Origin of the sequence: Thiomonas sp. X19 (assembly GCF_900089495.1) — a bacterium.
GTDB lineage: Bacteria > Pseudomonadota > Gammaproteobacteria > Burkholderiales > Burkholderiaceae_C > Thiomonas_A.
In genome coordinates this window covers 3,878,487-3,897,433 of record NZ_LT605203.1, presented here as the reverse complement: position 1 = coordinate 3,897,433, position 18,947 = coordinate 3,878,487, and the positions used below count along the sequence as shown (strand labels likewise).

Sequence of the window (18,947 nt, the reverse complement as noted above, 5' to 3'; positions counted from 1 at the left end):
GAATGATGTCCTAGAGCTTTCACAGATTGGAGCGAAGAAGCATGCAGATCCTGATGGATTTTTTGCAGTTGACGCACGCCGAAGCCCAGGCCCTGGCTGAATTCGCTGCCGAGTTGCTGAACCGTGCGCAGGCACCCACGCTCGCCTTTCAGGAGCAGGTCGAGATCCTGAGCACCCAGGGGGGCGTGCTGAGCGCCCTCAGCATGGACCAGTGCGCCCAGCTCATCGAGATGCATGAGGACCACTACCGGGAGTTGCTCGCGCCGCAATACACCCTGCAACTGCAGCACCGCATGATCGAGGTCGGGGATCTGTATTACCGCTGGGGGCTGCCACCGCTGTGGATCATGACCACGTCGTCGCTGTTCGCCGCCGATTTCGAGGCTTTCGCCGCCGATTTGTCGCTGCCGCAGCGCCGGCCGCTGATGGCGGCCTTGTACAAACGCCTGCGGCGCGATGAAGCCTGGCAGATGGAAGGGTATCGGCTGGCTGGCGACCATGTGCGCCGACAGCTCGAGCGCAGCCCCTTGCGCGATGCCCTGACCGGCCTGCTCAACCGCGCGGCCCTGGACGAAATGTTGCCCACCGCCTTGGACCGCGCGCGGCGCAACGGCACGAAAGTGGCGGTGGCGCGGCTCGACTTCGACGCCTTCCGCTGCGTGAACGACGCGCATGGCGCGGTCCTGGGGGATCTGGTGCTGCAGCAACTGGCCGAGCGCCTGCGGCGCGCGCTGCGCAGGACCGACCTGGTGGTCAGGCTGGACGCCGATGATTTCGTGCTGGTGCTGGAAGACATCCACCGCCTGGAGAACATCGCTCCCTTACTGGAGCGCCTGCAACTCGACCTGGATGTGCCCTATACCCTGTCCGACACGCTGTTGTGGCAATGCCCGATCAGCATGGGCATCACGCTCTACCCCGATGACAACGTCGATGCCCAGGGCTTGCTGCGCCATACCGAACAGGTGCTGCGCGAGGTCAAGGCGAACAAGGCGCAGCGCGAGCGCTTCTGGGGCGTCTACGGGCAGTAGGCCGGCTCAGGTGCGTCGGGATTGGCGATGTCTGCCCAGGCGATCGCCAAGGTTGTCACATCCCGGCAAGCAGCGACCTCGGCGCTCAACCAGCATGGCATCTTGCCTCGACTCCGCCCGGCCAAGTCTGGGCGGCGGCGACGCATCGAGCAGTTCGCCGCCGACTGGAACCAGCACGCCAAGCTACTCGCATGGGCGGCCATCGCAGAGTCCATCCTCGAGATGCTCGCTCGCCTTAGCAAGGCCATCTCTGGGACGGCACACTGAGGCCTGCCAAGAATGAACAGTGAAGCGCAGCGCAGTCGCGCCAGGAGCAATCAGATACTAACTACAAAAATCGGTGAGCATCCTTAATAAATTGGAATCGAATCCGATCGATTCGGGCGTCATACTTGCGCTTCGAGGAAAATCACCTTTCGCGTTTTTTTGCACTCTGCCCAGAGATTCCGAAATGCTCCTTGGGCATTTCAATGATAAGAACGCGAATGGACTCTATGGGTGCGTCGATGGTGCGGTGAATAGCCCCACTGACTTCTGCAATAAGGCGCTCTTTCTTCTCGTCGTCACGGCCTTCAAGAATATAAAGATGCACTATGGGCATGAATTTCTCCGAATGCCTGAGCGCCAAAATTCATGGCGCTCAGATCATAAAAGTCAAAACGCCTTGACGATGGTCATGCGCAGCAGATTGCCCTTGACCGCACCGCCGCTTGCGGAATATTCGGTGTAACCAGCAAACTTAAGAAACAATCCGTGATCGAGGATCGGGTAATCGAACTGAATACCGATGGCGCTCTTCCTTGGATTCAACGGGCTCGCCCCGGGGCCGCTGTTGTTCGAAGTCTGATCCTGGTAGTAACCCACGAGCCCAAGTTGCTTGCCGCCCCCGATTTGCTTGGCGATGCCCCATTCGACCGACAATCCATTGCCCGGCGTAATGCCAGTTTGGCTTTGCGTCCCATTCTTTTCAAAGCGAGCCAGAACGGAGGCAGACCACTCTTTTTTGACGTCCGGGTAAAAAGTGCCGCCAAGGGTCAGCATCGTCGACTTGTAGCCTAAACCGACTGACGATGGGTTGGTTGCAGAATAGCTTCCATTGTCCAGCCATTCGCCGAGCGCAAAAACTCCGTCCCAATTGGGGCCGTGCCAGCCCAACACGACTGGCCCCAGATAAATATCACCGAGCCCTCTGCTTGTCCCACCATAACCGATGCCATTCAATGTCAGCGAATTTGCTTGTATCGGTGCAATGGCCTCCATGCCGTAGTCTGCACCCAGGAACTTGTGGCTGCTGATCCAAACACCACGGTTTGCCAAGACCGACACCGTTCCGGTGTTGTCACCAGGGGCTCCCGATATTTCATTGATGTTGTAATTGACTAAATATCCAAGATAGTAAATCCCGGGCGGTGGTACTGACGCCGCCTGAATTCCCTCAACGCCGGGAACATAATGGCCTGCCGCAAACGATGTCGCACTGACCGCGGCGGCGGCAAATGCCAAACAAAGCTTTCCTCTCATCTTCATCAAAGTCTCCTTTTGTTGGATTGAATGAACGATCACTTGAAACAACTAGACGAATCGCATCCCCGTCGCTCCCATGCCCTGCACGCGCAGGCTCACGCAATCGCCGGCTTGCACGGCCACGGCCTCGGTGATGCCGCCGGAGAGGATCAGACTGCCGGCGGGGATGGATTCGCCGCGTGCGGCGAGATGGTTGGCCAGGGCCGCGATGGCCGCCGCAGGGTGACCGAGCACTGCAGCGCCGGCACCGAAGGCCATAGGCTCGCCGTTTTTCTCCAGCACCACGCCGACGGTGCGCAAGTCCAGGCTCCGCACCGCCATCGGCTGGCCGCCGATGACGAAGCGCGCTGCGGAGGTGTTGTCGGCGATGACGCTTTTGAGGTCGAACTTGAAGTCGCGGTAGCGGCTGTCGATGACTTCGATGCCGGGGATGACGAAGTCGGTGGCCGCCAGCACCGCGGCGATATGGCAGCCTGGCCCCTTGAGTTCGGCCTTGGTGACGAAGGCGATCTCCGGCTCGACCTTGGGATGGATGAGTTCGGCCGTCTCGCACGTACCGCCGTCGGCCACCACGAAGCTGTCGAGCAGGTAGCCGAACACCGGGGTCTCAACCCCCATCTGACGCATCTTGGCGTGTGAGGTCAAACCAGCCTTGTAGCCCACCAGGCGGGCGCCGCGCTGCAGCTGCTGGCGACGCATGTGGTCTTGGATGGCGTAGGCGTCGTCCCAATCCATCTCTGGATGGGCGTCGGTGATTTTGACAGTGTCGCGTGCCTGGCTGGCGCAGGCGTCGAGATGCCGGGCGAGCTCGGCGATGGTTTGCGCAGGCAGGGTCATGCAGCCACCTTTTGCGTGCCTCGCCGGCGCAGCTTGGCCAAGGTCAGCGCCGTGTCTTCGATCATGTCTTCCTGGCCGCCGACCATGCCGCGGCGGCCGAGTTCGACCAGGATGTCGCGTGCCGGCACGCCGTATTTCTTCCCGGCGCGCTTGGCAAACAGCAGGAAGGAGCCGTAGACGCCGGCGTAGCCCAGGGTGAGGGAGTCGCGGTCGATGCGGATGGGGAAGTCCATCATGGGCACGACGAGGTCTTCGGCCACGTCCTGGATCTTCCACACGTCCACGCCGGTCTCAATCCCCATGCGGTCGCACACGGCGATGAACACTTCCATCGGCGTATTGCCCGCACCCGCGCCCAGTCCCGCTGAGGCCGCGTCGATGCGATTGGCGCCGCACTCCACCGCGGCCAGAGAGTTGGCCACGCCCATGGCCAGGTTGTGGTGGCCGTGAAAGCCAAGCTCGGTCTCGGGCTTGAGCGCCTCGCGCACGGCGCTGATGCGGGCTTTGACGTCGTCGGGCAGCATGTAGCCGGCCGAGTCGGTGATGTAGATGCAGTTGGCTCCGTACCCTTCCATCAGCTTGGCCTGTTTGACCAGGCCTTCGGGGCTGTTCCTATGGCTCATCATCAGAAAGCCCACGGTGTCCATCTCGAGCTTGCGCGCCAGGGTGATGTGCTGCTCGGACACGTCGGCCTCGGTGCAGTGGGTGGCCACGCGGATGGTGCGCACGCCCAGGTCGTGCGCCATCTTGAGATGGTCGACGGTGCCGATGCCGGGCAGCAGCAGCGCGGAGACCTTGGCGTGCTTGAGCAGGGGAATGACGGCGCCCAGGTATTCCTCGTCGCTGTGGGCGGGAAAGCCGTAGTTGACCGAGGAGCCGCCCAGGCCATCGCCGTGGGTGACTTCGATCAGCGGCACGCCCGCCTCGTCCAGACCCTTGGCGATCGAACGCATCTGCTCCAGGGTCATCTGGTGGCGCTTGGGGTGCATGCCGTCGCGCAGGGTCATGTCGTGGACGGTGATTTTTTTGCCCTTGAGATTCATGGCGTTTCCTTTGTGCGGTGTATTGAACGCAAGGCGCTCAAGCGGCGACGGGTTCGATGGGTGTGAGCTTGAGCTTGCCGGCGAGGATTTCCTCGGCGAACATCTCGGCGGCGCGCGCCGCTGCCGCAGTCATGATGTCGAGGTTGCCGGCATACTTGGGCAGGTGGTCGCCCAGGCCTTCGACTTCGAGATAGACCGAGACGCGGTTGCCGTCGAACACCGGGCCGTTGACGATGCGATAGCCTGGGACATACTTTTGCACTTCCTGGACCATGGCGTGGATGGACGCGGTGATCTTGGCCTGGTCGGGTTCGGTCACGGTGAGGCAATGCACGGTGTCGCGCATGATCAATGGCGGATCGGCCGGGTTGATGATGATGATGGCCTTGCCCTGCTTGGCGCCGCCAACCTTGGCCACGGCGGCTGATGTGGTGCGGGTGAACTCGTCGATGTTCTTGCGCGTGCCGGGGCCGGCAGACTTGCTGGAGACGGTGGCGACGATTTCGGCGTAGCCCACCGGCTGCACCCGGCTGACGGCGTAGACCATGGGGATGGTGGCTTGGCCGCCGCAGGTGACCATATTGACGTTCATCTCGCGCTTGCCGATGTGCTCTTTCAAGTTCACCGGCGGCACACAATACGGGCCGATGGCCGCGGGCGTGAGGTCGATCATCATCACACCCAAAGCTGTGAGCTTGTCGGAGTTGGCCTTGTGCACATAGGCGCTGGTGGCGTCGAAGGCGATCTGGATGTTGTCGGCCTTGACGTGGGCCAGCAGCCCGTCAACGCCCTCTGCGGTGGTCTTGATTCCGAGCTCGCGAGCTTTCTTGAGTCCGTCCGAGGCGGGATCAATGCCCACCATCCACACGGGCTCGAGCACGGGGCTGCGCATGAGCTTGGCCAGCAGGTCGGTGCCGATGTTGCCGGGGCCGATGAGGGCACAACGGATTTTCTTGGTCATGGAAATTTCCTTGGGTTCAATAAATCGGTAGGTGGCGGATCGTGCGTACTCAACCCATGCAGCGCACGACGCCGCCTTCGGCGCGAACGGCGGCGCCATTGATCGCAGCAGCCTGCGGGCTGCAAACGAAGGCCACGACGGCGGCCACTTCAGCCGGGTCGATCAGGCGTTTGAGAATCGAAGTGGGGCGCGCTGACTCGAAAAAATGCTGCACGAACTGCTCGGTGCTTTGCCCCTGCTCTGCAGCGAGCTTGGCAAAAAAGGCTTGCACGCCCTCGGTCCGGGTGGGGCCGGGCAGCACGCTGTTGACCGTAACGCTGGTGCCGGTGGTGGTTTCGGCCATGCCACGGGCGATGGAGAGTTGCGCGGTCTTGCTCATGCCGTAGTGCACCATCTCGGCGGGTGGGCACAGGCCCGATTCGCTGGAGATGAACACGATGCGCCCCCAACCAGACGCCTTCATGCGTGGCAGGTAATGGCGCGACAGCCGCACACCGCTCATGACGTTGACTTCGAAAAACCGCAGCCAGTCTTCGTCCGGGATGACCTCGAAAGGCTTGGGCTCGAAGATGCCGAGGTTGTTGACCAGGATGTCCGCGTCCGGGTGCGCGGTCAGCATTGCCGAACATCCTTGCGCATCGCCGAGGTCGCCTGCGAAGGCAAGCAATGGCGCATCCGCGCCGAGATCGGCGCGCAAACGTGCCACTGCTGCCTGGGTGGTGTCGGTGCTGCGGCCATTGACCACGACCCGCGCGCCCTCCGCCGCAAGCGTGCGCGCGATGGCATAGCCGATGCCGGCGCTGGATCCGGTCACCAGGGCTTTTTTGCCGGAGAGTTGCAAGTCCATGGCCGTTCCCGATGTTCAGGCAAAGCGCACCGAGCAACTGCCGATGCCGCCGATGGACACGCGGAAGTTGTCGCCAGGCTTGACCACGGCCATGGCGGCCAAAGCCCCGGAGAGAATCACCTCGCCAGCCTTCAGCGGAATGCCCAGGCGCCCGAGGGTGTTGGCCAGCCAGGCCACGGCATTGACCGGCGAACCGAGTGCCGCAGCGCCTGCGCCGGTGCCGATGACTTCGCCGTTTTTCTCCAGCACCATGCCGCAGGTGGACAGATCGACCGCGCGCGGGCTCACGGCCCGGTCGCCGAGCACGAACACCCCGCAGGAGGCGTTGTCGGCCACGGTGTCCTGGATCTTGATTTTCCAGTCGCGGATGCGCGAATCGACGATCTCGAAACACGGCATCACGCATTCGGTGGCAGCCAGCACTTCGGCGTTGGTGATGCCAGGGCCGATCAGATCTTTCTTCAGGATGAAGGCAATCTCGCCTTCGGCCTTGGGCTGAATCAAGGTGTCCAGGGCAATCGTCTGGCCTTCGCCGTAGACCATGCCGGAGAGCAGGTAGCCGAAGTCGGGCTGGTAAACGCCCAGCATGTCCATCACGGCTTTGGAGGTCACGCCGATTTTTTTGCCGACGACGGTTTCTCCGGCATCCAGGCGGCGGCCGACCACGCGCTGCTGCACACGGTAAGCGTCCTCGATGGTCATGTCGGGGCGGCGGTCGGTCAGGGGCTCGAGCGTGTTGCGCGCGTTGAGCGCGCTGTACAACTCGTCGCCGAGGGTGATCGTCAGTTCAGGGGTCATGGACAGTTTGGCTGTGTTGTCAAGCGAGCGGCTGGGGTTCGTCCTGGCCGGCCTCGGAGAGGAAGTTGCGAACGCACTGGGCAAACCGGCCTGCATGCTCGATCTGCGTCCAGTGCCCGCATTGGCCGAACACGTGCAGTTGCGCACGAGCAATCCAGTTCGCCAGCGCGAGCGAGTTGGACAGCGGGATGACCTGGTCCTCGCGGCCGTGGATCACCAGGGTCTGGTGCGGCACAAGGCGGATGTCTTCCTCCTTGCTCGCCATGGCGTCCACCCAGCGCTGGCGCGGGGCGGGGAACATGGCGGCGAACGACTCCTGAAAGCCGGGCCGGATGCTGGCTTCATAGCGCAGCTTGGCCAGTTCGTCGGTGACCAGCTTGCGGTCGTAGGCGAAGATGTCCAGCAGCTTGCGCATGTTCTCCAGCGACGGGGCGTAGCCCCATACGGCATCCAGCCCTGGCGTGATGGGGAACTCCACGCCCACACTGCCCATGAGCACCAGCCGGCGTATGCGTTGCGGATGACGGATGGCCAGTGCCAGCGCCAGCGCGCCACCGAAGGAGTTGCCGATGAGGTCGGCTTGCTCGATGTGCAAGGCATCGAGCAGCCCGATGGCCTGGGCTACCCAGGTGTCCATGCCATAGCGCTGGCCGGCAGGGCGGTCGGTGTAGCCGAAGCCCACCATGTCGGGGGCGATGACCCGCGCCTGTTTGGCTAGCTCGGGCATGATCAGGCGCCAGTTGGCCCATGCCGAAACACCGGGGCCCGAGCCGTGGATCAACAGCACCGGAAAACCCTGCCCCAAGTCGTGGTAGTTGGTGTGGATGCCTCCCGCAACGACTGTGTGGGCAATCTCGGGGTTGCCGGTGGGATTTTGTGGGGCATTCATGGCAGGCTTTCGGGTCGATCACAGCTTGACGCAGACGTTCTTGAGTTCGGTGTAGAACTCCAGCGAATGCACCCCGCCCTCGCGGCCGATACCCGACTGCTTGGCTCCGCCGAACGAGGTGCGTAAATCGCGCAGGAACCAGGAATTCACCCAGGCGATGCCCACGTCGATGGCGGCTGCCACGCGATGGGCGCGGGAGAGATTGGTGGTCCAGATCGCGGTGGCCAGGCCGTAGTCGTTGTCGTTGACACGGCGGATGACTTCGTCTTCGGAGTCGAAAGGCATGACCAGGGCGCAAGGGCCGAAGATTTCTTCGCGGGCGATGATTGAGTCGTCACCCAGACCCGTCCAGATCGTCGGCTGGACCCAGGCCCCATTCTTGAGGTCGCCAGGCATGTCGGGGATGCCGCCGCCGGTCACAATTGTTGCGCCCAGTTCTTTTGCTTTTTTGTAGTAAGAAAGAACCTTGTCACGGTGCTCCTGGCTGATGAGCGGACCCATGCTGGTGGCCGGATCTTCCGGGCGTCCGAGCTGCATGGCTTCGGCGCCCTTTTTGAGCGCGGCGACGAAGCGGTGGAAAAGGGGCCGCTCGACATACACCCGTTCGGTGCCCAGGCAGACCTGCCCGCAGTTGGCGAAGCACGAGCGCAGGGTGCCTTCGATCGCGGCGTCGAAATCGCAATCGGCGAACACGATGGCGGCGTTCTTGCCGCCCATCTCCAGGCTGACGGGGCGGGCACCGTCGGCGGCGGCCTTCATGATGGCGGCACCCGTTCGGGTTTCGCCGGTGAAGGTGATGGCGTTGACGCCGCGGTGGGTGGTGAGGAACTCCCCGGTGGAATGGGGCCCGAAGCCATGCACCACGTTGTACACGCCGGGTGGCACGCCTGCGGCGTTCGCCACCTCGCCGAGGAGTGCCGCGGTTTGCGGCGTTTCTTCCGAGGGCTTGACCACCACGGTGTTGCCGCAGGCCAGTGCCGGGCCGACCTTCCAGGTCATGAGCAGCAGGGGCAGATTCCACGGACAGATCACGCCGACCACGCCGACCGGGCGGCGCATGGCGTAGTTGATGGCACCCGTCCCATCCGGGGTGGGCATCTCGAAGAATTCGGTGGGCACGTTCTTCACCACATCGGCGAAGATCTTGAAATTGGCCGCACCGCGGGGAATGTCCACATGCCGCGCCAGGCTCATGGGCTTGCCGGTGTCTTCGACCTCGGCTGCGAGAAAGTCGTCGAAGCGGCGGGTGATGCCGTCAGCGACGGCGTACAGCAGGTCAACCCGCTGTGCAATGGTCATGTGGCCCCAAGGCCCGTGCAGTGCGGCGCGGGCAGCGACGACGGCGGCGTCGACTTCAGCCCGACTGGCCTCAGCCACGCGGGCGATGACGGCGTTGTTCTGTGGGGATCGCTTGTCGAACCATTGCTGGCCAGCGACATACTGCCCGTTGATGAAATTCTTGATCTGTTTGACGGCAGTTGCAGAACTGCTCGCTGCTTGCGCAGACGCCTGAGGTTCCGTGATCAGCATGATGGAGTCGTGATCTTTGTCGTGTGCGTTGTGTGCGGCGTGGGATTCAAGGGCAATGGTGTTTCCGGCGGTTCAGGTCCGTTTCAGGCCGAGCGCCTGCAACCCGGCCTGGGCACATTGCTCGTCCTGTTCTTCACTGCCGCCGGAAACCCCGATGCCGCCGATGCTGTGGCCAGCTTCGACGATGGGCAGGCCACCGCCGAAGGCGATGAAGCGGGGCCGCAGCACCATGCCCTGGCGCACCGCTTCGGAATGACTCAGCAGCGCCTCGCTCCAGCGGCTTGTGGGCAGGCCGAAACTCGCTGCCGTGTAGGCTTTGTCGATCGCGATGTCGATGGAATGCAGCGGGGCTCCCGGCATGCGCAAAAACGCTGCCAGATTCCCCGCTGCATCGACCACCGCGATGTTCACGCGCACACCGAGGCCCTGCGCGTCCTTCGCGGCGGCCTCGACGGCTTTATTCGCCGCCGGCCAGTCAATAAGACGGGCTTCGACGCTGTGCGGTGAACGGGTCTGATCCATGTCGCCTCCTGGTCTCGGCAATCAGGTGTAGACCTCGGTGAACGATTGCACCAACTCCCCGGTGTGATAGAAGATGCCGCTGCCGAGGTGGTCTTCCGTCCAGGTGGTGACCGGTCGATCCGGCTGGGCCAGATAGCCAAGGCCGGCGAAGGTTTCATTGCGATTGCCACTCGGGTCGAAGAAATAAATCGTCTCGCCCCGTGTGATGCCATGTCGGGTCGGGGCCACGTCGATTTTGGTCTTGGTTTTGGCCATGACGTCCGCAGCTTTGAGCAAGTCATGCCACGAGTCGAGGAAGAAGGCGATGTGGTGCAGGCCCATCTTCGGACCGCCAACGAACGCGATGTCATGCGGTGTTGATGTCCGAAACATCCATGTCGCAGCTTGGATGCCGCCCCCCGGCCCGACCATGACTTGTTCGGCCAGATAAAAATCCAGGCATTCCTGCATGAACTTGGTGCTTTCCGCCACCTTGTTCACACCGGTTTCCGGATTGAGCTCGCACATCAGCAGACAGTGGTCCAGCCAGTGCGCACCGGCACCCTCCATGTCGTCGGGCCATGGGTCCGGATTGGTCGTGCCGACATCGGTACCGACATACTCCTTCATCGCATACAGGCGCATTTCATGCCCGCTCGGCAGGTTGAACTGCAGCATGCGTCCGGTGGACGGCATGGAGCCTTCGGGCAGCGTTCGGGTCTTGATGCCATAGGCTTCGATGCGCTTTTTCAGCGCATCAAGATCGGCATCGCGCTCGACCTTGTAGGCCAGATGATTGAGTCCTGCCTGGTCTGAAGGCGTCAGGACAACCGAATATTTGTCCCACTCGTCCCAGCACTTGAGGTACACATTGCCGTGCTTGTCCTCCATCGTCGTCTTCATGCCAAGCACGTTTTGGTAGTGCTTGACCGCTGCTGCCATGTCCATCACCTTCAGGCTGGCATGGCCGATTCGCATTACACCCATGGTGGATCTCCTCGTGTTTACTTCGTTGGAACTTGGCCCGTCTGGAAAACGAACCCCTTGAAAAAAGGCTTTTGCATCTTGCCGGCCACTTCGAGCTCAATCTCGCATTGCGGAGCCACCCGGCACGCAAGGCTGTATCCGGCCAGTTCTTCGTCGACGGTCACATGGGCCCGGCTGACGGGGCCGAGCTTCTGCGCCTCGCCGCGCAGCAGGCGAACCTTGCAGACGCCGCAGCCGCCGTTCAGGCAGCCCACTGGTATTCCGCGGCGCCCGAGCCGCGCCATGCCGGCCAGCAGCGACTCTTCAGGTGAGCAGGGAAAACTTTCGCCTGTCTGTTTGATCGTCACCCGGTACCTCACGCTGGTCGCATGCATGCTTCAGATCTTCTTGAACAGCGGGCTGCGTACCTGCTGCGCGTCGGCCGCACAGATGAATTTCTCGAAATAGATGTCGCGTTCGAACAGCCGGCCCTGCATCAAGGTCGTGATGCAGGCATCGATCATTGCGGGCGGACCGCACAGATAGGCCTTGTGGCCGGAGAAGTTGTTCGCGAAACGGCTCTTGGCCGCTTCGTGCACGAAACCCTGTGCCACCGGATGGCCTGCGCCATGAATGCCTTCCGATAGCGCGGGCACATAGCTGAAGTTGGGATGCTTCGAGGCGAGCTCGCGAAAAGCGGCGTCGTAATACAGCTCGGCAGCCGAGCGCTGGCCGTACACCAGCGTGATCGGCCGTGTGCAGCCTTCGTGCAGCAGATCGAGAATCATCGAACGCGGGCTGGACAGGCCCGACCCTCCCGCCATGAAAACCATGGGCTGGTTGGCAGACTTGCGCACGAAGAACCGACCGTAAGGGCCGGCAAGCCTGAGTTTGTCTCCGACGGCCAGCTTCTCGTGGAGATAGGCGGTGCCCTCTCCACCGGGCACCCTGCGCACATTGATTTCGATCGCGCCCGTGGCCGCGACATCCGCGGGGGCATTGGCGATCGAGAAGGCGCGACTCTGGTGCATGCCTGAAATTTCGAGCTGGATGTACTGCCCGGCCTTGAAGTGAATCGGTTGGTTCAGCCGCAGATGCAGGGCCTTGATGGTGGGTGTGAGTTGTTCGATGCGCACGACCTCGGCGCTGAAGTCCTTCACAGGAATGATCTCGGCATCGGGCTCGTCGTCGATGTCCGCCTCGATCACCGTGTCATCCATCAAGGTGGCGCAGCAAGCCAGGGCTTTGCCTTCCTCGCGCTCGAAGTCCATCAAGGCAAAGGGGTTGGCGTCTCCCAGATCGACCTCGCCGTCGGCGATCTGCACCTTGCAGGTTCCGCACAGGCCGTGACAGCAGGCGTGGGGCAAGTAGATGCCGTGGCGCAAGGCCGCGTCGAGCATGGTCTGGCCCTCTTCCACTTCGATGGTGACGCCCAGGGGTTCGATGGTGAGTTGATGGCTCATGGTGTTGATCGAAGCGCCGGGACGGGCACACCCGCCCTGGCTGTCGATTGCTGGAAGGTCAGCTGCAGGACCCTTTGATTCCGTTCAATCCCGGAGCACGGAAACGGATCGCATCCTTGTGCTTGAGCCCGTTGTCGGCCAAGCTCTTGGATGCGTCGGGTCTGAACGGTTGGCCCGACTTGAACCACTCGACCTTGCTCCAGTCGATCTTGGCAAAATCCGGGTGATAGCCGTAAATACCGGGCAGCACGTTGTCGGCCAAAGCGCTGAACGGCATGTCTGGCGGCAGTGGCAGACAAAACGGAGCGCAAAACATCAGATGATCTTCCCAGCCGATATACAGCAGGGGCGCAGGGAACTTGTCCACCGAATCCTTGGGTGGAAAGCTGTAAGGTTTGAGGGCGACGACAGTCATGGTCAGGGTCTCCTGCGGTCAGTTGCTGGTTGCCTGGCCACGCCAGGCCGCAAAGTTCTTCTGGTCCTCCGAGCCTTCGAAGTCGAGGTTGTCCTTCCCGAAATTCAGCTCGTAGTAGTCCATCACGGCCATCAGCGGATCGAAACCTTCCTGCGTCGGATCGGTGCCGGGCTTGAAGCAGTTGCCCTGGTAGATCTGATGCACGGGCAACCACGACTGCGAGAATTTCTCAGGCTCGTTGTCGAAGATCTCCTTGCAGTGGTCGCTGCAGAAGTGGTATTTGTCGCCGAGGTAGGCCGATTCGCGGTAGCAGATCTTGGTCGCATCGCCCGGCTCGGTGAAGAGCATCGGGATCTGGCACGTCGTGCACAGCATGGGCAGTGTCTTGCTGTAGAAGCGGTTGCCTTGCTGGGCCTGTTCGCGGTAGTACTCGAGGCGAGGCCGGTAGAGCTTGTCGAAAGTTTCCGGGTACTTGGCTGCAAGCCAGGTCATCTCGTCTTCATTGGGAACCCAGGTGTGGAAGGGTGCTGCAGCGGCATAGTTGTAGAACGTGTTCCACGCCTGGTGGCTGATGTGATCCTTGCCCTCGCAAGCGTCCTTCCAACTCTTGGGTGCGCGAATGCCATAACGCGCCAGATCGTTGAACAGTGCGCCTCCGTTCTGCTCGGCATAAATTTCCCATGCTTCTTTCCAACTCATCACGCGTTTGGGAAGCATGTAATCCATCATCATCGCCACCAGGGTCAGCACGCGGTAGCCGCGCCAGAACCACTTGTCGATCCAGCGCTGAACGATGGGGACATTGTCCGGATCCTGCTCCAGCATGAACTTGATGCATTCGATGCCCAGGGTCATGTGGCGTGACTCGTCGCTTTGCGCCGAAAAGCCGAATGTGACCGTGGACATGTCGCCGTTGTAGGCGGCGCCCGACATGAAGGGGACGAACAGCAGGTTGGTCAGCACATACTCGAACGAAAAGCTCACGGCCGTGAGGAACTCGAACGGCCCCGCCGTGATGGCATCGTCGAAGAACGACTTGGGCACCGAGAGGTACCAGACGCGATCGAACCAGTGGTTGGCGTGATGCATGCCGTTGAAGAACTTGTTGTACGTCGAGAGGGCATGCGTTTCGGTCTGGTAATGACGAAGCTCATCGACAGACTGCATCTGACAAGCCACGCGAACACCCTCACCCGTGAAGTGCCGCCCGACATGGGCGAATCCGCGGTGGGCGTAGTACTCCAGGGGCGAAACACCCTGAATGAACAGCTTCAGCGCGTTGACGTAACGCGCATCGGTGACGCCCAGGAAAGCGTTGTTCTGCTGAAAAGCATCGATCACCGCATACAGCTTCTTCTCCTTCTCGCCCTGGTACTTCCAATAAGCGTCCATGGTCAGGCGGAACGGGTCTTCCCACTTGTCCCAATCGTGGATCTTGATGCCTTCGTACTTGTCGTACGGGAACACCTTGTCCATCGGCTGGTAGGTGGTCTGCCAGCCGAGGCCGCGCGTCATGGCGGCGTAGCGGTCCTTCAAGCCGAGTTTTTTCTTCAGTGCAGAGGTATCCATCAGGATCTCCTTGGGGTGTTCAGTGTTTCCAGCTCAGCGTGAACTGGTCGTCGTCCTCGTCGATGTGGCCGGACAAGGTGATGAGGTTGATGTGGATTTGCTGCAGGTCGAAGCGTGCGCCGGTGCGATCCTCGATGCTCTGGCGCTTGATCGTCAGATGCCCGGGGGCATCGATCTTCACCATGCCCGGTGACTCGACTGCGACGGCGTTGGGGTTGTCGGCCATGATGGCCTCCACCACGGGGCGCGACTCTTCGTTGACCTGAAAGGCGATGAATACGTTTGACATGGACATTCCTTGGATGCTGAACGACTGCTAGATGGCGGGGGCCAGCGCGACGCCCGATTTTCCGAGACGGGCGCGCAATTGCTGACGCGCATCGTCGAGCGCAACGCGGCCGGTGCCGGGAAGCGCCATCTCGGCGATCGGCAGCAAGGCGCTGGCTGCCTGCTCCTCCCAATTGCGCAGCCAGCGCGTGAGCAGTGCCTTGTTGTCTTCCGACTCGGCCGCCATGGTTTTCACCACGGCATCGACCCACCGGCTGGATTCGTCGTGCCACTCGGGCATGAAGGCGGTGAGCAGGGCTACGGCACTGCCGCCTTTGAGGGCGATGTGGTCGTCGATGAAGGTGTCGTAAATGAGCGGGTACAGAAGCCCGTCAAGAGCCAAGTTCTGGGCCATGAATAACTCAACCGGGTCTTGCAGCACCAGCGTGTCCTCGACATAGCGGCGCAGGGATTGCCACGCGGGGCCGGTCAGCCAAGCCTGCTTGGCTTCGTCGAGAAGGTCTGGACCGGACATGGCCAGCGCCAGACGCGTCAGGTACTGCGCCACACTCAGGTTGTCCATGGCATGGAACATGGCCGGGGCGGTGAAGGCTGTTCCGTAGCCCGTGGCGCAGATTTGCGAGTTGTTCATGTTCGCACCCCACGCCGCGTGGCGCAGAGGGACCAGAACCGACAGCGCCTGCTGCCTGACTTCGGCAGGAATGAGATCGATCATGCCGCGGGACTCGACAAATTCGAAGTTCGATTCCATGGCGTCCTGCTGGCGCGCACGGGTCATGGTCCATGAGGCGTAATAGAACTGGCGCGGATCTTTCAGCGCATACCAGTTGCTCATCTGGATCGCCGTGCGTGATGCGTCGAACAGTTCGTGCTCGGGATCCCAGGTCGGCCGGTAGTGAAAATTGGCCGCCGGCTGCGCGCCCATCGTGCCTTCCTGGTAGCGCGATGCGGTCTTATCGCCACCGATGTACTGGGCTACGTGGGCATAGGTCTGGCGCAGTGGCTTGATTTCTCTAGTCTTCAGATCGACAGTCATCGATTGCTCCTTTGGGTGATAGAACTGCTCGCAAGAACGTCAGACTTGGTCTGCGCTGCAGACTTGCCAATCCCGTTGGCAAAGCATCAGTGCCTGGCGAAACTGCCGAAGGCGTCGAGCCGCGACACTTTTTGCGCAAGGCAGAATTCTTCGAAGGCCGCAGGGCGCAACATCAGTTCGACGCTCAACTCCGGCGTACCAATCGAAAACTCGAACTCCACGAAACCTTGCGGGTTGATTTGTGTGACCTTGACGAACCGGTCGTTCGGATCGAATGCGATGGGCTGCTCGAATACTGATTGGTTGCGCATGACTCGCATCTCCTTCATGGCTACAACACAAGCATCAACCATGCCGGAAGACGTCGTTCATCCAAAAAATCTCGATATTTAAGGGAAAACACCAACCACTTATCCACTAGCCACATCCTGCTTGCAGGCTCTACAAGGGTTTTTACGGATCAATGACCACTCTTCTTGTTGCAATGCAGCATATTGCAGCGTATTGATTGAGTTTGTTTTTAACGATTTCATCAAGGCCGCACTGAACGAATTGACGGTTTCATGAAATCACGGGTATGTTTGACCCCCCGGAGATGAATTGCAAAAATCTCGATGGAAACGATATGGCCAAGCATCACCTTCCGCCTTTGCCCTCTGACGCCGACTTGCGGCGGCTGATTCATTTTTCAGCCGGAGATGGCCGCATCTGGCTGGCGGGACAACGCATGGTGCTGATCCACGCCGCGGCGCTTGGCGCGCTGCGCAAAGAATTGATGGAAAGCGTGGGGCCGCAGCAAACCCGCCGGTATTTCACCCGCGCAGGGTTCGCCGCGGGTGAGCGCGACGCTGCCCTGGCCCGGCAGATTCGAGGCAAGTCGTCCCTCTACGACATGTTCGCCGTCGGGCCGCAGCTGCACATGCTCGAAGGCGCGGTCCAGGTCACCCCCCTGCGGTTTGAATCGGATGTGCAAACCGGCCATTTCCAAGGTGAGTTCCGCTGGGATCACTCGTGGGAGGCAGAGGTCCACAAACGGGACTTCGGCGTGCAAGAAGTCCCCGTGTGCTGGATGCTGATCGGGTACGCCTCGGGCTACACCAGCGCCTTCATGGGGCGACCCATCCTTTACAAGGAGACGTCCTGCGTGGGTTGTGGTGACGGGCATTGCCACATCGTCGGCAGACCGCAGGAGGAGTGGCCAGACGCGGAAGAACTGGCCTCGTACTTCAAGCCCGAATCCCTGCTGTCGACGATTCAGGATCTGCAGACCCAGGTGGAGTCCTTGCGCCAGGAAATAACCCCGGTAGACAACAAGTCTGCCCTGATCGGCCAGTCGGAGGCATTCAAGGCTGCTTATGAGTTGCTGCGCACGGCTGCCCCCACCCAGGTGACCGTTCTGCTCACCGGGGAAACCGGCGTCGGCAAGGAGCGCTTCGCACGCGCTCTGCATGCGCTGAGTAGCCGTGCTGACAAGCCTTTCGTCGCGATCAACTGCGCGGCCATTCCCCACGATCTGATCGAGTCCGAGTTGTTCGGCGCTGAGAAAGGCGCCTATACAGGGTCGCAAGCAAACCGCGCCGGCCGTTTCGAACGCGCCGACGGCGGCACCCTGTTCCTCGATGAAATCGGCGAATTGCCTCTGCAGGCCCAAGCCAAGCTTTTGCGCGTCATCCAGGAAGGCGAAGTCGAGCGCCTGGGTTCGACCCAAAGCCGCAAGGTCGATGTGCGGCTGGTCGCGGCGACCAACCAGGATATGGAACAGGCCGTACGCGAGGGGCGCTTTCGCGCAGACTTGTACTACCGCATCAACGTCTACCCGGTCCTGATCCCACCGCTGCGCGAGCGCCACGACGACATCGAGCCGCTGGCGCAAAGCATGCTGGAGCGTTTTGCGCTGCTGCATAACAAGCCACGTCCCATGCTCACCGACCATGCCTTCGATGCGATGCGCAACTATGCCTGGCCGGGTAACGTGCGCGAACTGGAGAACCTGGTCGAGCGCGCCGTCATCCTGTCCAAGCCGAATCAGGCGGTCGATGCATGCGATCTCTTCCCCGGCATGACACCGCCCCTCGGTGCATCCGTCAATCCCCAGGGCGAACTCGTTCACCGCCACGCCAGCACAATGGACTGTCATTCCCTGCTCGACCAGATCCAAAACTGCGGGGAAGGGCTCGATGGGCTCGAGCGCGCCCTGTTGCAAGAGGCGGTAAGCCGTACCAAGGGCAATCTGTCGGCCGCGGCACGCTTGCTCGGTCTGACCCGGGCACAACTCAGTTATCGCCTCGGCAGCAAACCAGGCAGGGAGGCCCCGCAACCATGAATACACCCACACGACCTCACCCTTTGCAACAGGCATTTGCAGGGCGTGAACTCCTGGCTCTGGCGGATGGTGCAAGCGCAGAAATCGCCGCCATCGACAGGCTCTGCGCATCGCCAGCGCGGACCCTGGCCGAACAAGCCTATTTGCAGTTGCGCCAGCACATCATCGAGGGGCAGTATCCCCCTGGAAGCAAGCTGCGCGTCGAGCATCTCAAAGACGTCTACGGCGTCGGCGCCGGAACCCTGCGCGAAGCCTTGACACGACTGGTCAGCGATGCCTTGGTGATCGCCGAAGGCCAGCGTGGTTTTCGGGTCACGCCGATGTCACTCGCCGACCTCGAAGACATCACCCGATTGCGCATCCACATCGAGGTTGATGCCCTGCGCGAATCCGTACGCCATGGCGACAAGGTCTGGGAGATGCGTGTGCGTGAGAGCTACGAACGCTTGTCGGCCTATGAGCAACCCATCTCCATCGACAAACGCCCCGCCTGGGAAGTGTGCAATCGACGGTTCCATGAAGACCTGATTTCGGCCGCGGCCTCACCCTGGACCTACCTGATGTTGCGCATCCTGTCGCAGCACGGTGAACGCTACCGCCGACTTTCGATTGGCCTGCAAGACAGTCATCGGGATGTCCACCGCGAACACCGCGAGATTTTCGAGGCGGCCATGCGCAGAGCCGACGCCCGCGCAGCACTGGCCCTGGAAGACCACATCAGCACGACCCTGGCCATCCTGCAAAACGCGCCGGAGGGAACTCAATGCTTGCTCAATACAGTGCAGTGATCCTGATGTGGAGATTGTGATGGTTGTTTTCTGGCCGCCATGCTGGTGGAGGAAGTCGTGCGTCTGCCGCACAGATTGCCGAAGCGCGTCGGAGTGGCGAAGACGATTGGCCTTTGGGCCCGACGACGATCAGGGGTG

22 protein-coding genes are annotated in these 18,947 nt (G+C 61.5%); 4 read left to right on the top strand and 18 right to left on the bottom strand.

Going from position 1 to position 18,947, the window contains the following annotated elements; all coding sequences use genetic code 11:
- Nucleotides 1–41: 41 nt before the first annotated feature.
- Nucleotides 42–1,031, top strand: a complete 990-nt coding sequence (locus THIX_RS18970) for a GGDEF domain-containing protein (protein WP_112487436.1) — start codon at nucleotides 42–44, stop codon at nucleotides 1,029–1,031.
- Between the two features lie 102 nt (nucleotides 1,032–1,133).
- A complete protein-coding gene (locus tag THIX_RS18965) occupies nucleotides 1,134–1,298 on the top strand; it encodes a hypothetical protein (RefSeq protein ID WP_158540961.1) in 165 nt (54 codons plus the stop codon).
- 142 nt (nucleotides 1,299–1,440) lie between these two features.
- Here THIX_RS18965 and THIX_RS18960 read toward each other — a convergent pair whose 3' ends face one another.
- From THIX_RS18960 to THIX_RS18875, 18 genes are all read right to left on the bottom strand, one after another.
- Nucleotides 1,441–1,632 carry a 2-hydroxymuconate tautomerase gene (locus tag THIX_RS18960; protein ID WP_112488472.1) on the bottom strand — a complete coding sequence of 64 codons (192 nt, stop codon included), beginning with the start codon at nucleotides 1,630–1,632 and terminating at the stop codon, nucleotides 1,441–1,443.
- Nucleotides 1,633–1,685: 53 nt separating this feature from the next.
- Nucleotides 1,686–2,558 (bottom strand): transporter, encoded by an 873-nt coding sequence (locus THIX_RS18955; RefSeq protein WP_112487434.1) that lies wholly within the window; start codon nucleotides 2,556–2,558, stop codon nucleotides 1,686–1,688.
- A 45-nt stretch (nucleotides 2,559–2,603) separates the two neighbouring features.
- On the bottom strand, nucleotides 2,604–3,392 hold the full coding sequence (dmpH, locus tag THIX_RS18950) for a 2-oxo-3-hexenedioate decarboxylase (RefSeq protein WP_112487433.1): 789 nt from the start codon (nucleotides 3,390–3,392) through the stop codon (nucleotides 2,604–2,606).
- A complete protein-coding gene (gene dmpG / locus THIX_RS18945; RefSeq protein WP_112487432.1) occupies nucleotides 3,389–4,435 on the bottom strand; it encodes a 4-hydroxy-2-oxovalerate aldolase in 1,047 nt (348 codons plus the stop codon). The genes dmpH and dmpG overlap by 4 nt, the downstream gene beginning before the upstream one ends.
- Nucleotides 4,436–4,472: 37 nt before the next feature.
- Nucleotides 4,473–5,396 (bottom strand): acetaldehyde dehydrogenase (acetylating), encoded by a 924-nt coding sequence (locus THIX_RS18940; protein WP_112487431.1) that lies wholly within the window; start codon nucleotides 5,394–5,396, stop codon nucleotides 4,473–4,475.
- A 49-nt stretch (nucleotides 5,397–5,445) separates the two neighbouring features.
- Entirely contained in the window at nucleotides 5,446–6,243 is a 798-nt protein-coding gene (locus THIX_RS18935) for an SDR family NAD(P)-dependent oxidoreductase (RefSeq protein ID WP_112487430.1), read from the bottom strand.
- A 15-nt stretch (nucleotides 6,244–6,258) separates the two neighbouring features.
- Nucleotides 6,259–7,041: a 2-oxopent-4-enoate hydratase gene (dmpE, locus tag THIX_RS18930; protein WP_112487429.1), complete on the bottom strand. Its 783-nt coding sequence runs from the start codon at nucleotides 7,039–7,041 to the stop codon at nucleotides 6,259–6,261.
- Between the two features lie 19 nt (nucleotides 7,042–7,060).
- The gene (locus tag THIX_RS18925; protein ID WP_112487428.1) at nucleotides 7,061–7,930 is read right to left on the bottom strand and encodes an alpha/beta fold hydrolase; all 870 of its coding nucleotides are present in this window, start codon (nucleotides 7,928–7,930) and stop codon (nucleotides 7,061–7,063) included.
- An 18-nt stretch (nucleotides 7,931–7,948) separates the two neighbouring features.
- Nucleotides 7,949–9,460, bottom strand: coding sequence for a 2-hydroxymuconic semialdehyde dehydrogenase (locus tag THIX_RS18920; RefSeq protein WP_112487427.1), 1,512 nt, complete (start codon nucleotides 9,458–9,460; stop codon nucleotides 7,949–7,951).
- A gap of 72 nt (nucleotides 9,461–9,532) precedes the next feature.
- A complete protein-coding gene (locus THIX_RS18915) occupies nucleotides 9,533–9,982 on the bottom strand; it encodes a heme-binding protein (RefSeq protein ID WP_112487426.1) in 450 nt (149 codons plus the stop codon).
- Nucleotides 9,983–10,003: 21 nt separating this feature from the next.
- On the bottom strand, nucleotides 10,004–10,948 hold the full coding sequence (locus THIX_RS18910; protein ID WP_112487425.1) for a catechol 2,3-dioxygenase: 945 nt from the start codon (nucleotides 10,946–10,948) through the stop codon (nucleotides 10,004–10,006).
- A gap of 17 nt (nucleotides 10,949–10,965) precedes the next feature.
- Nucleotides 10,966–11,322, bottom strand: a complete 357-nt coding sequence (locus tag THIX_RS18905; protein WP_112487424.1) for a 2Fe-2S iron-sulfur cluster-binding protein — start codon at nucleotides 11,320–11,322, stop codon at nucleotides 10,966–10,968.
- Nucleotides 11,323–11,325: 3 nt separating this feature from the next.
- The gene (locus THIX_RS18900; RefSeq protein ID WP_112487423.1) at nucleotides 11,326–12,390 is read right to left on the bottom strand and encodes an NADH:ubiquinone reductase (Na(+)-transporting) subunit F; all 1,065 of its coding nucleotides are present in this window, start codon (nucleotides 12,388–12,390) and stop codon (nucleotides 11,326–11,328) included.
- Nucleotides 12,391–12,448: 58 nt separating this feature from the next.
- Complete coding sequence (locus THIX_RS18895; protein ID WP_112487422.1) at nucleotides 12,449–12,805, bottom strand: phenol hydroxylase subunit P4; 357 nt, start codon at nucleotides 12,803–12,805, stop codon at nucleotides 12,449–12,451.
- Nucleotides 12,806–12,823: 18 nt separating this feature from the next.
- Entirely contained in the window at nucleotides 12,824–14,374 is a 1,551-nt protein-coding gene (locus THIX_RS18890) for an aromatic/alkene/methane monooxygenase hydroxylase/oxygenase subunit alpha (RefSeq protein WP_112487421.1), read from the bottom strand.
- Nucleotides 14,375–14,393: 19 nt separating this feature from the next.
- Nucleotides 14,394–14,663, bottom strand: coding sequence for an MmoB/DmpM family protein (locus tag THIX_RS18885; RefSeq protein ID WP_112488471.1), 270 nt, complete (start codon nucleotides 14,661–14,663; stop codon nucleotides 14,394–14,396).
- Between the two features lie 27 nt (nucleotides 14,664–14,690).
- Nucleotides 14,691–15,698 (bottom strand): aromatic/alkene monooxygenase hydroxylase subunit beta, encoded by a 1,008-nt coding sequence (locus THIX_RS18880; RefSeq protein WP_112487420.1) that lies wholly within the window; start codon nucleotides 15,696–15,698, stop codon nucleotides 14,691–14,693.
- 86 nt (nucleotides 15,699–15,784) lie between these two features.
- Nucleotides 15,785–16,051 (bottom strand): phenol hydroxylase subunit, encoded by a 267-nt coding sequence (locus THIX_RS18875; protein WP_233224634.1) that lies wholly within the window; start codon nucleotides 16,049–16,051, stop codon nucleotides 15,785–15,787.
- A 272-nt stretch (nucleotides 16,052–16,323) separates the two neighbouring features.
- Between THIX_RS18875 and THIX_RS18870 the strand changes: the two genes are divergently transcribed.
- Together THIX_RS18870 and THIX_RS18865 are read left to right on the top strand one after the other, a co-directional pair.
- On the top strand, nucleotides 16,324–18,021 hold the full coding sequence (locus tag THIX_RS18870; RefSeq protein WP_112488469.1) for a sigma-54-dependent Fis family transcriptional regulator: 1,698 nt from the start codon (nucleotides 16,324–16,326) through the stop codon (nucleotides 18,019–18,021).
- The gene (locus THIX_RS18865; protein ID WP_112487419.1) at nucleotides 18,018–18,809 is read left to right on the top strand and encodes a GntR family transcriptional regulator; all 792 of its coding nucleotides are present in this window, start codon (nucleotides 18,018–18,020) and stop codon (nucleotides 18,807–18,809) included. Before THIX_RS18870 ends, THIX_RS18865 begins: the two co-directional genes overlap by 4 nt.
- Nucleotides 18,810–18,947 lie beyond the last annotated feature (138 nt).

Bases quoted from the DNA above. Each gene is read 5' to 3' on its own strand.
- THIX_RS18925 (WP_112487428.1), bottom strand. From the start codon at position 7,930: ATGAATGCCCCACAAAATCCCACCGGCAACCCCGAGATTGCCCACACA.
- THIX_RS18895 (WP_112487422.1), bottom strand. From the start codon at position 12,805: ATGACTGTCGTCGCCCTCAAACCTTACAGCTTTCCACCCAAGGATTCG.
- THIX_RS18875 (WP_233224634.1), bottom strand. From the start codon at position 16,051: ATGGTTGATGCTTGTGTTGTAGCCATGAAGGAGATGCGAGTCATGCGC.
- THIX_RS18935 (WP_112487430.1), bottom strand. From the start codon at position 6,243: ATGGACTTGCAACTCTCCGGCAAAAAAGCCCTGGTGACCGGATCCAGC.
- THIX_RS18880 (WP_112487420.1), bottom strand. From the start codon at position 15,698: ATGACTGTCGATCTGAAGACTAGAGAAATCAAGCCACTGCGCCAGACC.
- THIX_RS18905 (WP_112487424.1), bottom strand. From the start codon at position 11,322: ATGCATGCGACCAGCGTGAGGTACCGGGTGACGATCAAACAGACAGGC.
- THIX_RS18955 (WP_112487434.1), bottom strand. From the start codon at position 2,558: ATGAAGATGAGAGGAAAGCTTTGTTTGGCATTTGCCGCCGCCGCGGTC.
- dmpH (WP_112487433.1), bottom strand. From the start codon at position 3,392: ATGACCCTGCCTGCGCAAACCATCGCCGAGCTCGCCCGGCATCTCGAC.
- THIX_RS18970 (WP_112487436.1), top strand. From the start codon at position 42: ATGCAGATCCTGATGGATTTTTTGCAGTTGACGCACGCCGAAGCCCAG.
- THIX_RS18940 (WP_112487431.1), bottom strand. From the start codon at position 5,396: ATGACCAAGAAAATCCGTTGTGCCCTCATCGGCCCCGGCAACATCGGC.
- THIX_RS18890 (WP_112487421.1), bottom strand. From the start codon at position 14,374: ATGGATACCTCTGCACTGAAGAAAAAACTCGGCTTGAAGGACCGCTAC.
- THIX_RS18915 (WP_112487426.1), bottom strand. From the start codon at position 9,982: ATGGATCAGACCCGTTCACCGCACAGCGTCGAAGCCCGTCTTATTGAC.
- THIX_RS18910 (WP_112487425.1), bottom strand. From the start codon at position 10,948: ATGGGTGTAATGCGAATCGGCCATGCCAGCCTGAAGGTGATGGACATG.
- THIX_RS18920 (WP_112487427.1), bottom strand. From the start codon at position 9,460: ATGCTGATCACGGAACCTCAGGCGTCTGCGCAAGCAGCGAGCAGTTCT.
- THIX_RS18865 (WP_112487419.1), top strand. From the start codon at position 18,018: ATGAATACACCCACACGACCTCACCCTTTGCAACAGGCATTTGCAGGG.
- THIX_RS18885 (WP_112488471.1), bottom strand. From the start codon at position 14,663: ATGTCAAACGTATTCATCGCCTTTCAGGTCAACGAAGAGTCGCGCCCC.
- THIX_RS18870 (WP_112488469.1), top strand. From the start codon at position 16,324: ATGGCCAAGCATCACCTTCCGCCTTTGCCCTCTGACGCCGACTTGCGG.
- THIX_RS18960 (WP_112488472.1), bottom strand. From the start codon at position 1,632: ATGCCCATAGTGCATCTTTATATTCTTGAAGGCCGTGACGACGAGAAG.
- dmpE (WP_112487429.1), bottom strand. From the start codon at position 7,041: ATGACCCCTGAACTGACGATCACCCTCGGCGACGAGTTGTACAGCGCG.
- THIX_RS18900 (WP_112487423.1), bottom strand. From the start codon at position 12,390: ATGAGCCATCAACTCACCATCGAACCCCTGGGCGTCACCATCGAAGTG.
- dmpG (WP_112487432.1), bottom strand. From the start codon at position 4,435: ATGAATCTCAAGGGCAAAAAAATCACCGTCCACGACATGACCCTGCGC.